This window comes from Bremerella sp. TYQ1 (assembly GCF_020150455.1).
GTDB lineage: Bacteria > Planctomycetota > Planctomycetia > Pirellulales > Pirellulaceae > Bremerella > Bremerella volcania_A.
This window is the reverse complement of sequence record NZ_CP083740.1, coordinates 5,273,234-5,287,157: the sequence shown is the minus strand read 5'-3', so window position 1 is coordinate 5,287,157 and position 13,924 is coordinate 5,273,234. Positions and strand designations below refer to the sequence as shown.

The 13,924-nt window shown below is 55.3% G+C and carries 13 protein-coding genes; 1 reads left to right on the top strand and 12 read right to left on the bottom strand.

Annotated features, from left to right (window positions below; all coding sequences use genetic code 11):
• Nucleotides 1-2 precede the first annotated feature (2 nt).
• From LA756_RS21535 to nuoH, 9 genes are all read right to left on the bottom strand, one after another.
• The gene (locus tag LA756_RS21535; RefSeq protein WP_224436786.1) at nt 3-596 is read right to left on the bottom strand and encodes a thioredoxin family protein; all 594 of its coding nucleotides are present in this window, start codon (nt 594-596) and stop codon (nt 3-5) included.
• A 105-nt stretch (nt 597-701) separates the two neighbouring features.
• Nucleotides 702-1,484: a TatD family hydrolase gene (locus LA756_RS21530; RefSeq protein ID WP_224436785.1), complete on the bottom strand. Its 783-nt coding sequence runs from the start codon at nt 1,482-1,484 to the stop codon at nt 702-704.
• A gap of 90 nt (nt 1,485-1,574) precedes the next feature.
• The gene (locus LA756_RS21525; protein WP_224436784.1) at nt 1,575-2,015 is read right to left on the bottom strand and encodes a hypothetical protein; all 441 of its coding nucleotides are present in this window, start codon (nt 2,013-2,015) and stop codon (nt 1,575-1,577) included.
• A 23-nt stretch (nt 2,016-2,038) separates the two neighbouring features.
• Nucleotides 2,039-3,706 carry an NADH-quinone oxidoreductase subunit N gene (locus LA756_RS21520; protein ID WP_224436783.1) on the bottom strand — a complete coding sequence of 556 codons (1,668 nt, stop codon included), beginning with the start codon at nt 3,704-3,706 and terminating at the stop codon, nt 2,039-2,041.
• Nucleotides 3,707-3,723: 17 nt separating this feature from the next.
• Nucleotides 3,724-5,484 carry a NuoM family protein gene (locus tag LA756_RS21515; RefSeq protein ID WP_224436782.1) on the bottom strand — a complete coding sequence of 587 codons (1,761 nt, stop codon included), beginning with the start codon at nt 5,482-5,484 and terminating at the stop codon, nt 3,724-3,726.
• Nucleotides 5,485-5,516: 32 nt separating this feature from the next.
• Complete coding sequence (nuoL, locus tag LA756_RS21510) at nt 5,517-7,964, bottom strand: NADH-quinone oxidoreductase subunit L (RefSeq protein WP_224436781.1); 2,448 nt, start codon at nt 7,962-7,964, stop codon at nt 5,517-5,519.
• Nucleotides 7,964-8,299, bottom strand: a complete 336-nt coding sequence (gene nuoK, locus LA756_RS21505; RefSeq protein WP_224436780.1) for an NADH-quinone oxidoreductase subunit NuoK — start codon at nt 8,297-8,299, stop codon at nt 7,964-7,966. The genes nuoL and nuoK overlap by 1 nt, the downstream gene beginning before the upstream one ends.
• The gene (locus LA756_RS21500; RefSeq protein WP_224436779.1) at nt 8,299-9,018 is read right to left on the bottom strand and encodes an NADH-quinone oxidoreductase subunit J; all 720 of its coding nucleotides are present in this window, start codon (nt 9,016-9,018) and stop codon (nt 8,299-8,301) included. Before LA756_RS21500 ends, nuoK begins: the two co-directional genes overlap by 1 nt.
• Nucleotides 9,015-10,247: an NADH-quinone oxidoreductase subunit NuoH gene (nuoH, locus tag LA756_RS21495; RefSeq protein ID WP_224436778.1), complete on the bottom strand. Its 1,233-nt coding sequence runs from the start codon at nt 10,245-10,247 to the stop codon at nt 9,015-9,017. Before nuoH ends, LA756_RS21500 begins: the two co-directional genes overlap by 4 nt.
• Nucleotides 10,248-10,565: 318 nt before the next feature.
• Between nuoH and LA756_RS21490 the strand changes: the two genes are divergently transcribed.
• Nucleotides 10,566-11,477: a cation diffusion facilitator family transporter gene (locus tag LA756_RS21490; RefSeq protein WP_224436777.1), complete on the top strand. Its 912-nt coding sequence runs from the start codon at nt 10,566-10,568 to the stop codon at nt 11,475-11,477.
• 20 nt (nt 11,478-11,497) lie between these two features.
• Here LA756_RS21490 and LA756_RS21485 read toward each other — a convergent pair whose 3' ends face one another.
• Genes LA756_RS21485 through LA756_RS27365 form a run of 3 tightly spaced genes read right to left on the bottom strand, consistent with a single transcriptional unit; the run spans nt 11,498 to nt 13,908 of the window.
• Nucleotides 11,498-12,703: an NADH-quinone oxidoreductase subunit D gene (locus LA756_RS21485; protein WP_224436776.1), complete on the bottom strand. Its 1,206-nt coding sequence runs from the start codon at nt 12,701-12,703 to the stop codon at nt 11,498-11,500.
• A gap of 18 nt (nt 12,704-12,721) precedes the next feature.
• On the bottom strand, nt 12,722-13,255 hold the full coding sequence (locus LA756_RS21480) for an NADH-quinone oxidoreductase subunit C (RefSeq protein WP_224436775.1): 534 nt from the start codon (nt 13,253-13,255) through the stop codon (nt 12,722-12,724).
• Between the two features lie 23 nt (nt 13,256-13,278).
• Nucleotides 13,279-13,908, bottom strand: coding sequence for an NADH-quinone oxidoreductase subunit A (locus tag LA756_RS27365; RefSeq protein ID WP_224436774.1), 630 nt, complete (start codon nt 13,906-13,908; stop codon nt 13,279-13,281).
• Nucleotides 13,909-13,924: the final 16 nt, after the last annotated feature.

The following is a 13,924-nucleotide window of genomic DNA, read 5'->3' as shown; positions in this document are numbered from 1 at the left end:
AATTAGGCCGTACCGGCTGGATTGAAGTATTCCGGTTCTTTCCCGGCAATCCACTTAATATTGCAACCAATGCTGGGCATGTGCGGTTCGGGAACTGGCTGTCCGGCGACGACTGCATCAACCGCTTTGCGAAGGTCTTCCCCCGTCACGGCGACATCGTTACCAGGTCGACTGGCATCGAACTGACCGCGATAAGCCAACTTCTGCTCGCCATCGAAGACATAGAAGTCTGGCGTACAGGCCGCCTTGTAAGCCTTGGCAACGCTCTGGTCTTCGTCATACAAGTATGGAAACGTGTAGCCGCGGTTTTCGGCTTCGTGAACCATCTGCTCTGGCGAGTCGTCCGGATAATTCGCGACGTCATTCGAGCTAATTGCGACGACGGCGACGCCTTTCTCTTGGCACTCACGACCAAACTTGGCCAGATCGTCGGCCAGGTGCTTCACGAAAGGACAGTGGTTGCACATGAAGATCACCACCAATGCCTTGGCATCGGCAAAATCAGCAAGAGAAACTGTCTTTGAGTCGACGTTCAGAAGCGAGAAATCGGGAGCCTTCGTTCCCAACGGAAGCATGGTACTAGCAGTCTTAACCATCGCAGAAATTGTCCTGGGCTAATTGGGTGCAATCAATCGTGAACCGTTCTCGTATTCTACCCCAGTGGCCAATGCTCTCAACCAAGGGCAACATGAAGCCAGCCGTTAAGTCGACTGAATACCAAACAGCTTTCGTGCGTTGTTGGTCGTAACACGTGCCAGCTCAGCAGGTTCCATCCCCCTCTCACCAGCCAGACAAGTCCCCGTATGTACGACCAACGCTGGCTCATTGGGCCGTTGTTTGCGACAGGGTTCCGGGCTTAAGTAAGGACAATCGGTTTCCACCAACAGGCGTTCAAGCGGAATCGTTTTCGCGACGTCGCGAAGCTCCTGGTTCCGTTTAAAAGTCAGCATCCCTGCAAAGCTAATATGCATTCCGCACGCGACACCTAGTTCGGCCAGCTCGACGTTTCCGGTGTACGAATGCAAGATTCCAGAGAGCGGTCCATCTGCTTTGGAAGCCTCTAACCACTCGACAATATCTTGTTCGCATTCGCGCATATGAATCACGAGCGGCTTTTGATACTGGCGAGACTTCTCGACATGCCACTGCAAATATTCCTTTTGCAGCTCGATCGGGGCAAAGTCCCAGTAACGATCGAGTCCCGTCTCGCCGATCGCTACCACTTTGGGATGCGTCATTAGCGATTCGACCGCATCCAAATCGCCTTCCTTCGCCTCGGCACTATGATTGGGATGAATGCCGACCGACGCGTACACCTGTGGAAATCGTTCAGCCAGTTCGACGCAGATGCGGCTATCTTCCAGCGTGGTGCCAATGGCGACCATCGTTTTTACGCCTGCTTCATCTGCCCTGGAAAGGACGTCTTCGATTTGAGGCAGAAGACCTTCATCGAACAAATGGGCATGTGTGTCAAACCATTCCACGGCAACTACTCTTCCGACAGAGTCCAACGGCGAAGCAGAAAACGGTTCATCCTAACGGGCAACGCCCCAGGGCGAAACGCCTGACAAGGCTCAGGTCTTCATCGCGGGAGAATCACCGTTGGCTTCGGCCAGGTTTTCCAAATGACCAACGGCCAGACCGATTGCCATGTTCACTAGCAGAAACGCGTCCGAGTCGCGATCGACCCACGTGGCGATGTCTTCCAGCGTATGTAGCAAACGGCGTTCGTAATGCGTCAGCTCCTGAAGAATAAAGTCGAGCGACAGATCGTTCAAATCGGTATAAGCCATCGGAAAATCCCCCAGAGCAATCGGTCGATCTTCCGCTTCAAGCACACGCAGTATGCGTTCGACTAAATCGTGATGATCCGCGGCAATGTCGTCGATGATCGCCGCTCGGTCTTCACTGCCAACTTTCACCCATGGACGCGCGTACGTCAAATAGGTCGGTAGCGACCGATGATGCAGCGCGGCGATGCGATTCAGGATTTGAAACTCTTTGATCGGCAACATAGGCGACGATTAAGTCCCTTCCATCACGAAATCAGGCCACGAACAGCCTGTTGAATCCAAACGTTCAGGAAGTCCCATCCCACGATCAGCACCAACACCGGAACGGTCAGACACCACAGATAGCCGGTCTGCAAAATGCTGGGAGAGTGCCGCATCGGTGCTGTATCAGAATCGACAGGATCCATCGTCATCGTCTTCACAATGCGAAGGTAATAGAACAAGCTGATCGCCGTATTCACGCAGCCAACCGCCAACAATACCGCCAAGTAGGTTTCGCCGCTGGCCAGGTAACCACGTGCGAGTCCGGCGAACACAGCAAACTTGCCGATGAAGCCTGCCAAAGGAGGCAAGCCGACCAAACTTACCAGCAAGATCGTCATACAAATCGTGATCGACTTGCTACGGTAGATCATGCCAGCATAATCACGGATCTCTTCGCTGCCGGTCACATCACGGACGAACGCCACAACGGCAAACGCCCCTAAATTCATCAGCAGATAAACCGCAATGTAAAGCGCTAAGTATCCAGCACATGCTCCCGCCGCGGCCGGATCGATGGAAGCTAACGCCAAAATTGGTGGAACTCCCATCATCAGATAACCGGCATGGGCAATCGTTGAGTAGGCGAGAAGCCGCTTGATGTTGGTTTGTGCGAACGCCGCCAAGTTGCCAAATGTGCAAGTCACCGCCGCGATGATGGCAATCAAAACCGCAGCAAATGACTGAATGCCATCCATCCCGGATGAAGTCGTATCGGCGAGCGAATTCCCTTCCCATGCCACCAACGGATCGGCCGCCCCTTCCACGCAGGTCAGTCCAATCGCCACTCGCACCAACAGGGCCAAAGCGGCTGCCTTCGACGCGACCGATAGAAACGCTCCGACTTCGGCAGTCGCTCCTTCGAACACATCAGGGCACCACTGATGAAACGGAACCGCCGATAGCTTGAACGCCAGACCCACCATGACCATCAAAGCTGCCATCACCAACATTACGGTTTCGGCCGGAGAGATCCCGGCGGCGGCCATCTCGGAAAGCTGCACCGCCATCGTCGGCAAATGAGCGGAATTCAACAGACCGCAAAGCAAGCTGATCCCATACAGCATCACTCCGGCCGTTCCTGCCCCGTAGACCGCGTACTTGAGCGCCGCTTCCGATGCCTTTCGATCGTGTCGGTGCATGGCCACCATCGCGTACGAAGGAACCGACGCCATTTCGATCGCAAGAAATAACATGAGCATATGATTCGACGAGACCATCAAACACATGCCGAGCGCTGAACCCAAAATCAGCGTGGTGAAATCAGGGCTGTCTGGCTTGCGATGTGCCTTGGTGAGTTTCACGAGTCCAAAGAACAGCAGCAGGAACAACAGCAGCATCGACTTGATGACGACCGAAAATCCATCATGCACAAGCATCCCCGTGAAGATCTCGACACGAGGCAATTCGCCCATCGAAACCATCTCGGCAGGGCTTTGGGAAATGTCCCATGGCGCAAGAGGCGATAGCACGCATACAGCGACAAACGTCCCGATCATCGCCAACCAGGTCGAGTCGATTCGCTCGGTCAGCGGAAACATGCGAGCCAGCAAGATAACCAAGACCGTCGCGCATAAGACCAACTCGGCCCCAAAGCCTGGAAGGCTGGCCAATGTGTCGGTCGTCAGATGATTCACCAGGGTGAAAAACATGGAGCGTGATGATCTATCTAAGGGGCATTCGCAGCAACGTCGTTGTCGGCTTCTTCACGTTCGGCTCGCAATTTCGGCAGCTTGACTTCTTCCGTCCACTGAACCAGGTCGTTCACTTGTTGATCGACCGTCTGATCCATATAGCGGAAGATGGTCGCAGGAAAAATCCCCAGCACCACGGCCAACACACACAGAGGCAACGCAATGAGCATTTCGCGAAGGTTGATCTCGCTTAACGCTTCTTCATGGGGCCCGCGGTATTCCGGTCCCAAGTAGACTCGCTGCACCGCCCACAAGATATATCCGGCCGTCAATATCACGACCGCCGCGGAAATGACTGCCAACGTCGAGCTCAACTTCCAGACCGAAAGTACGACAAACACTTCGCCAATAAATCCACACAGACCAGGCAAACCGAGACCGGCAAAGAACAGCAGCATCGCCATCGCCGTGTAAACCGGCATCTTTCCATACAGTCCGCCGAACTGATTCAGATCTCGGTGATGAACACGGTCGTAAACCACGCCCACCATAAAGAACATGCCTGCCGAGCTGACGCCATGCCCGATCATTTGGAACAACGCTCCTTTGACGCCCATGCTCCACGAGATCGGATCGAATACGCTTCCTGCCGTTGCACTCCAAACACCTAGTCCCAACACGACGTAGCCCATATGGCTAACCGAGCTGTAGGCGACCATCCGTTTGAAATCTTTTTGAGCCAACGCCGCGAACGCGCCGTAAACCATGCTGATCACACCGATCGAGCAGACAATCCAAACCAGATCGTAGCCGGCATCGGGACAAATCGGGTAGCAAATCCGCACGATGCCATAGCCACCCATCTTCAGCAGCACGCCGGCCAGGATCATTGAAATTGGCGTTGGAGCTTCCACGTGGGCATCGGGCAGCCAGGTATGCAGCGGGACGCTCGGCACTTTGATGATGAAGCCAATGAATAGCAGCACAAACGCCCACCATTGAATCGACTTGCCGAACAGCAATGCCTGATCGAACACGTCGGTATGCTGCCCCAACTGTTGTAAGGCCATGATATTGAACGTGTGGACTGGGTACTCGCTCGTGTCGATTTGCTGCTTATATGCTTCCGCCGAAAGTAACTCGCCAGATTCGTCCCACGCGGCAACATGAGCTGTTTGCAATTGATCGACCGAAAGCTCTCGCAAGTCACTGTTGAAGTACAGCATCAGGACAGCGATCAACATCAACACGCTGCCAAAGAGCGTATACAAAAAGAACTTGATCGCGGCGTACTCTTTCCGTGGCCCACCCCAGACGCCGATCAAAAAGTACATCGGCAACAGCATCACTTCCCAGAAGATATAGAACAGGAAGAAATCAAGCGACAAAAATACGCCCATCATTCCCGCCAACAGCAGCAAGTACAGCACGCAATAACTTTTGACGTACTTGTCGACCGTCCAACTCGCCCCCATCGCCAGGCACGAGATAACAGCCGTCAACAAAAGCAACGGAAAGCTGATGCCATCGATCCCCAGGAAAAACTGAATATCGAACGACGGTATCCACGAAACCTGAACGACATTCTGCAGACCAGCTTCACTCGTTTGAAAGCTGAGTGATTCACTCCATGGCAGGGCCATCCAAATTGTTGGCAGCAGCACCAACAGGGTGACCAGCAACGTGAACCAGCGCATCGCCGACTTGCTTTCCGCGGGGAAAAACAACAGCCCAATCGCTCCCACGACCGGCGTGAAGATTAGCGATGTCACGATGAAGTATGCCAGGTTATCCATGCAACTGCCTCAAGGGCAAATCCAAGTGGCTGTTATCGAGCCAACGAATAGGTCCAAAAACTCAATATCACAAACAACGCCACCGTGCTCACGACGATGAACATTACGTACTGCCGCAAGCTACCTGTCTGCAGCGTACGAAGACTACTGCCCAGGCGATACGTTTGCCGCGAAAACCAATTCACCGCACCGTCGATTCCACGACGATCGATCCATGCATCGGAAAGGTTCGCAACTTGGATCGCCAGCCATGCCAACGCATCGACCGTGCGATCAATCACCTGGCGATCGAACATCGCCACGCAAGCAGCTACCGCCAACGTGCTACGCACGAAGACAGCATTGTAGATCTCGTCGAAGTACCACTTCTTGACCAACAAGCGGTAAACCGGATCGAACGATCTGCGCACGTCGCTCGGATCGAGCGTCTTCCACAAGTAGAAGATCGAAGCCAACAGGATTCCGCTGATCGCCGCCCCGAATGCGAGCAGTCCCACAGGCCCTTTCACGGCCGCTTCGTGCCCTTTCGACTCTTCCGGCATCATCACATCGATATGATTGCCAGCCATGTCTTGCCAAATGCCATGCGGTCGGGCCTGTTCGATCGTTCGCGTCAAGTTCGGCAAACTAAACCAATCGTAAATCGGCCAGGCCACAACCACTGCAGCCACCGCCAACAGCACCAACGGCACCACCATCACACGTGGCGATTCGTGAGCATGCTCGAACTTCTCGCGCGAACGTGGTTCTCCTACGAATGTCAAATACCACATACGGAACATGTAGAACGCCGTCAGGCAAGCACCACCGCACGCCGCTACGAAGAACAACGTTCCCCATGCCGGATTGAAGTTTCGGAACGAGAAGACTTGCTCCAGAATGGCGTCTTTCGAGTAATAGCCACTCAATCCGATCGGCAGGCCGACAATCGAAGGAATCCCGATTCCTGCGATGGCCAAGCAGCCGACCAGCATGGTGTATCCCGTCCATGGCATCTTACGAATGAGCCCGCCCATTTGCGGCATCTCGTTGGTATGGACCGCGTGAATGACCGAGCCAGAACACAAGAAGAGCAGGCTCTTGAAGCAGGCATGCGTCACCAGGTGCATCACACCAGCCGCCCAGCCGCCGACCCCCAGCGCCAACATCATGTAGCCCAGCTGGCTAACGGTCGAATACGCCAAGACTCGTTTGATGTCGGTCGCTACGATGGCAATCGTCGCCCCGAGCAGCAGCGTCACGCAACCTACGCAGGCAATCACCAGCAGCACTTCCGGCAGGAAGATAGGATACGATCGCGCGACGAGAAACACGCCAGCGGCAACCATCGTTGCGGAGTGTACCAATGCCGACACCGGCGTCGGACCTTCCATCGCGTCCGGCAGCCAGACATGCAGTGGGAACTGGGCACTTTTACCGACGCAACCGCAGAAGATTCCCAGTCCAGCCACGATCAACAGCGTATAGCCATACTTCGTTGTATCTCCTTCGGTAGTTCCTTCTCGCCAGGCATTGAGCGAAGCGTCGACTTGGGCAGCCAGCTCTTGCTCGCTGAGTGGCTTCGGTGCGGCAAGTGCCATCTCTTCGATCCGCTGAGCAGCGGCCAGGCGAACCATTCCGTCCGGCACGGCCAAAGCGTAATGATTCGCTTCCTCTCGCATTTGCGAAAACACGCCTGCTTTGCCGGAAATGTCTCCGAAGTTAAACGTCCCGATACTTGCCCACAGCACCATCAATCCAATCAGCATGCCGAAGTCGCCGACACGATTGACGATGAATGCTTTGTTTGCGGCTGTCGATGCCGATTGACGTTCGACATAAAACCCAATCAGAAACCAAGAGCAAACGCCCACGAGTTCCCAGAAGACGAACGTCATCAAAAAGTTGCCGGAGATCACTAATCCCAGCATGCTGAAGCAGAAAAGCGACAACGCCTGGAAGAATCTTGAGAACCGCCCTGGCCGGCGAACCGATTCACCGTCGTGCCGTACCGCTTCATGATCGACCACTTCGTGTAGCTCATCATGCATGTACCCCATCGAATAGAAATGGATACATGTCGCGATGAACGTCACCATGCAGAACATCAAGATCGTCAGCGCGTCGATGTAATAATTGATCCCCACGCTCACGCCATCAAAGCTCGCCAGCGTGTATCCCTCGCCAGTTAGGATCGGCGGCAAATGATGCTCTGCTTCTACGTGCTCAATGGCGACGTCGTCCGTCGACGCGTGCGCTTCGTCGTGATGCTCGCTCGCTCCATGACGCGGAGCCGGCGTTTCGTACGCGGCGAACCAAACCGTGGCCGCAAAGAATGAAAGAAGCGTCGACGCCAAGATAGCTCCCGTGGCGACCCATGCCGAACCTTTCCCACGTTGCCCTAGTCGTGGACCTGCCAGCAAGATCACGCAGAACGAGACCAACGGCAACAAGACCGCGGTCGCAAGGAGGTTCGGAAGGTACGGCAGAACGGCGTCCATCAGCCTTTCAATTCATCAGCGCGATCGACGTCGATCGTCGCGTGGTTGTTGTAGAAGTTCAAAGCGATCGCCAAAGCTACGGCCGCTTCTGCCGCCGCAAGGACAATCACAAACAACGCGATCATATGCCCGTCCAAACCCAGGTTCTCATCGCGGAAGTAGGGACTCGCGAAGCCAACGAAATTGACAATCGCACCATTAAGGACCAACTCGATTCCCATCAAAATCCCCAGGGCATTTCGCTTGGTGGCCATGCACACCACCCCGGTCACAAACAGAAACGCTCCCACGACCAGGTAGTGCGACAACCCGACAGGTTCGCTCAGCAGTTCCATTAGTGGCCTCCTCCCTGGTGATGTCGCTTGGCGCGTGCCAAGTAAGCCGCTCCGACCAACACCACCAATAAGTGGACCGAGACAATCTCAAACGGCAGCAGGTACCCGGAAAGCCCTGATTGGTCGCTCTCGATCTTGTCGGCTCGGACGCCCAAAAGTGCCAGCCCAATCTCTCCGGTTCGCTGCGGCATGCCTTCGTTTGCCTTGGCCAACAAACCTTCCAGGCGACGCTTTTGTTCGGCGGTCACTTCTTCGCCACGCTCTACTTGTTGCTTAAGCTCTTCTGCATACGCTTGCAAATGCTCGTCTGCAGACGTCTGATAGTGCGAGCTTTGCCACTGCGGAATCAAAAAAGCTAACTGCACTAAGACCGCCAGGAAGGTTCCTCCAACGAGCAGCCCAAGGACCCAGTCTCCTGCTTTGGTTCGCATGGTGATGAACGCCTTCTGCGCTGTTAGCATCACCCCGAAGATCAGCAGCACGACCGTTCCGCCCACGTAAATCATCAATTGCATCGCACCAACAAAGTAAGCCCCAGCGAGGAAGAGCAGGGCACTCGTCGCGGCCAACGAGACAATCAGGGCAAACGCCATTCGGACGATGTTGTTCGTCGTCGCTACGATCACCGCGAAGCCGCACGCACAAAGCGAAACGACATAAAACAGCACGGTGTGCCAATTGATGGCGGCTTCGGACGTGGCGGCCAAAAGCGAGATCATTCCACCTCTCCTTCCTGTGAAGAAGCGTCCGCTTTCCACGACTCGATAAGACGATCGGCGTTCTTCTCGCCGGCGGTGACCCAGCCTTCGCGTACCAATGCTCGCTCTTGAGCCGGCAGCAAGTCGTTAAAGAACGGGACACCCAGTGCCGTCCAGAACATCACGCCCAGCAAGCAAACTGCTGCGATCGGCACGCAGTACTTCAGGCACATCGTAATCACTTGATCGACGCGCAGACGCGGGAATGTCCAGCGGACCCACATCATCGCGATCACACCAATCGACGCCTTGATCAGCAAGTTCACCACGCCAATGACATTGGCAAACGAACTGAAGTACCAGCAGTTGCCCAGGTAATCGGGAAACGCGTCCATCAGTCCGCTGAAGATCGGAATGGGGCCGTGCCATCCGCCAAAGAACAGAATCGCAGCCAACGCCGACACAAGGATCATCGATCCATATTCGGCCATGAAGAACAAGCTCCACCGCATGCCGGAGTACTCGGTCAAAAAGCCGGCCACCAGTTCGCTTTCCGCTTCGGCTAAGTCGAACGGGGCTCGGTTCACACTAGCCACCGCACAAGTAAAGTAAACCCAAAACACGATGAAGATAAACGGATCGTGAAAGATCAGCCAATTGGTGAATAGCCCACGCTGTTGATCGCCAATCGCCACTAGATCCATCGTGCCGCAAATCATCAGCGGTATGATCACGCAAATGCCCAGCGGGACTTCGTAGCTGACCACTTGAGCTGCTTGCCGCATCGCACCGAACAACGACCACTTCGAGCCCGACGAATAGCCGGCCAGGATGACGCCGAAGACTTCCAGCCCCAGCACGGCAATCAAAAAGAACAACCCGATATTCAGGTGCAGTGCTACCCAGCCGGAAGCGAATGGTAACGCCATAAACGCGGAGAAACTAGCTGCGAATGCCACATACGGAGCCAGCTTGAAAAGGATCGGATCGGCGTCCTTCGGCATCAAGTCTTCTTTCGAAAGCAACTTGATCCCGTCGGCAAGCGATTGCAGCCAGCCGAACGCTCCCCCAGTCCGTGTAGGACCGAGACGGTCTTGAATGCGGCCAGAGACTTTCCGTTCGGCCCAAATGAAGACGAACGCCCCGAGGGCGATCACGTTGACCAGCAAGAAAGCTTGCATCAGCGCGGCGAGCGTGTACCCCAGGAATTCCCATCCTGCAGGAAACCAGCCTGCGAAGAACTCTCCCACGTGCGCGCTTTCCTTGTGCGTTAAAAAACCGGGCAAAACCTCGTCTTTTCCCGGCCCTCATGATACCGGGCCAAGCCCCCGTCGAAAACTACTCCGTCGACAATATCTGCTTTTCCTGAAAAGCTTTAGCACCATCACCCAGTGGAATCCCCAGAAACTGGACCAACTTGGCGATTGGCGGCTTTGTCCGTACATTGAGAGAACCCTGCGATAGGCAACGCCTCCTGAATATGCGAATGCCTGGAACACCCCGTTATTGCGGTCGCTTTGCTCAAAAGCTGGCCCCTCTCTTTGCTGCCTGCAGAAAGTTGAAGCCCAGTGGAGGCCCCTCCAACTCCCGCGACAAGCCTTTACCGCGAGGCGATCCGAGCCGCCTTACTAGGCCTGGTCGTCAATCTTACGCTGGGCATCGTCAAATTGGTGGGTGGCATCGCTGGTGGTTCGTTCGCATTGATTTCCGACGCGGTCAACTCGCTTGGCGACTCCCTGACTTCGATCGTTGTCCTCGGTGCCCTATGGTATGCCCAGCGTCCAGCCGACCAAGAGCACCCCTACGGCCACACCAGAGCAGAAGCGGTTGCCGCCTCAAATGTCGCTCTGCTGATCCTCATATCTGCCTTGTTTGTGGGGTGGGAAGCTATTTCTCGCCTCAATACGCAGCACGATATCCCGCCCAGCTGGACATTGTGGATCGCAGGCGCCAATGTGATCATCAAAGAGGCTCTTTACCGCTACAAACGACGAATCGGCCAGAAAACAGGCTCCGCTGCCATTCTCGCCAATGCGTGGGACCACCGAAGCGACGCATTGTGCTCGCTGGCCGTGCTGATTGGTTTGAGCATTGTCCTGTGGGGCGGACCGGCTTGCATCTGGGCCGACGAAATGGCGGCGTTGCTTGTCGTTGCAGCAATTGCCTGGTCCAGCGGACTACTCTTTCGCAGCAGCGTGAGCGAACTGCTCGATCCTCAGGCCGACGAAAAACTGGTCGCACAAATCCGCGACACTGCGTTACAAGTCCCTGGCGTGCGGCACGTCGAGACCCTGCGTGTTCGCAAGACGGGGCTCGAATATCTGGCCGACATTCATATTCAAGTCGATGCGAATCTGACCGTCGACGAAGGGCACCGCATCGGGCACCGCGCGAAAGATCGACTTCTTCACGAGTTCGCCAGCCTTCGCGACGTGCTGGTCCACCTGGAACCGTACCCGCACGAACACAACGGCGGATAGCTTTGCTGCGTGCGATTCGACTACCGGTCGATTTCGCCCATCACGATATCGAGCGAACCGACAATTGCAGGGATATCGGCAATAAGACAGCCGCGGCACAGCTCTTCAACCACCGACAAATTGCTGAAACAACTACTGCGTGCCCTCGCGCGACGCGGGATCGAGTCGCCCCCATCCGCGACGACATAAAAGCCCATCTGACCGCGGGGACACTCGGTCTCCAAGTAGGCCTCGCCGGCTGGCAGCTTCGTCATCAGCTTGATCGGAGTCCCCCAGTCGCCGCTCGCCTTCTTATAGAACTCGATCCCTTGGCGGATCAGCTTGATCGCTTGAATCACTTCCAGCATGCGGACATAAAAGCGATGCCAACAGTCTCCCAGGATCGCCTCGCTGGGCACCGCCGGATAGACCTGATCTTTCGGGTAGCTGCCATCCTTCTGGACGATCACCTCGAAATCGTACCCTTCGTACATCGACGTGTAACGCGGCTCACCGTCGCGGCGCAAGTCGTGATCGATTCCGGAACCTCGCAGGACAGGGCCGGAACAGCCATAGGCGATGGCCATATCGGCCGACATAATTCCAATCCCGGCCGTTCGCTTGATGAAGATCGCGTTGGTCGTCAACAGCGTGTGATAGTCAGGTATCTGCGGCTCGAACTGATCGAGAAACGCAAGACACTTGTCTAGAAAGTCAGACGGCAAATCGGCCGTCACGCCACCCGGCGTGATGTAGCTGTAAGTCAGTCGCGCCCCACATACCCACTCCAGCAGGTCGAGAATTTTTTCCCGCTCTCGAAACGCGTACAGAAACGGACTGAACGTCCCTAGATCGAGCCCGTACGTTCCCATGCCCACCAGATGACTGGCAATCCGGTTCAACTCGGCAATGATCACACGCGTATGCCGAACTTTCTCGGGCAAGTCGTACTGCATCAGCTTCTCGACGGCCAACGACCAACCGAGATTCATGTTCATCCCTGCCAGGTAATCCATCCGGTCGGTGTACGGAACGAACTGCCGTGGCGTGAGATTCTCGCCGATCTTCTCGGCACAGCGATGCAAGTAACCAATGTGCGGAACCGCTTCCGAGACCACTTCACCGTCGGTTCGCAGCACGAGCCGCAACACGCCATGGGTGCTGGGATGCTGCGGGCCCATGTTCACCAACATCTCGTCGGTGCGGACGTCGAGTTCGATTACTTCAGAATGGTTTGTGCCAGACATTCACACACTTTCAACGAACTAACGTCCTCGGATGCCGTGATATTCGAGCGGCATTTCATAGTCTTTCCGTAGCGGGTAACCGACCCAATCTTCGGGGCATAAGATCCGTCGCAAGTTTTGATGCCCGACAAACAGAATCCCGGAGAGATCGTACGTCTCGCGTTCGTGCCAATCGGCGGTTCGCCACACCGTTGCCACCGAAGGAACTTCCGGCAGCTTGCCTTCCACGCCATCCTTCCAGCGCGGCAGCATCACCTTCAGCACTCCAGTCGTTTTGTGACGAATGCTCGAAAGATGATAAACCAACTCGAGGTGCGGCTCCCACTTCGCTTTGGCAGCCTTCTTAGGATCGGTCTCGCAATAATCGACCACGCAAATCGAGTTCAAATAATCAAACGCGATCGCCGGATCGTCTTTCAAGTAACGGCAGACTTCTGCCAATGCCTCCGGCGAAACTTCAACCCAAGGGTCAATGCTCTCGAGATTCGCCCCGGTAATCTTCTCGCCGAAGCGCTGCTTCAATTTCTGAACGAAGGGTTCGTCAATCGCCATGCGAAGTCTTCTTTCGTGAACGCTTACGGAGCAGAAACGACCTGGGTGGAATCGTGCCAACTCGCTTTCGATTGAGTCCGCGTGTGCGCATGCCCAGCCATGGAGCGAACCCAGTCGAGATCGCCTCGCTTCCAGACGTAGGCAAATCCGACCATTAACACCGCAAAGAAAAGCATGATGTCAGCAACACAGGTCCACACCAACTTGGAAGCCGCCGATTGCACTTCGGCGTTCTTCTCAGCTACATCTTCTGCTGTAAGAAGTTGCTGGTCTTCGATCGGCAAGCCCAACTCGGTCATCAAGCCGGCATAGGCAGGCCCGACTGCTTTGGTGCCATCTTCCATCTCAACAATCGCAGGCATTTCCGGCTGAGCCAGTTGCGTTGACTTGCCAAAGACAACCGCCCAGGGAAAGAAGAACGCCACTTCAACGTCGAAGATAATGAACAGCAACGCCACCACGTAAAAGCGGAGATCGAACTGCACAAAGCTCGAGCCGATCGTTGGCTCGCCACACTCGTAGATCTCTTGCTTTTCTTCGTGCGGATTGTTGGGCCGCAAGATACTTCCCAGCAGCAAGTTCACCAGCACAAACCCAAATCCACCCAAGGTGAACAGGATCAGGTAGGCGACAATCGTGGTAGATAAACCCATCGGTGCTCGGCTTGTA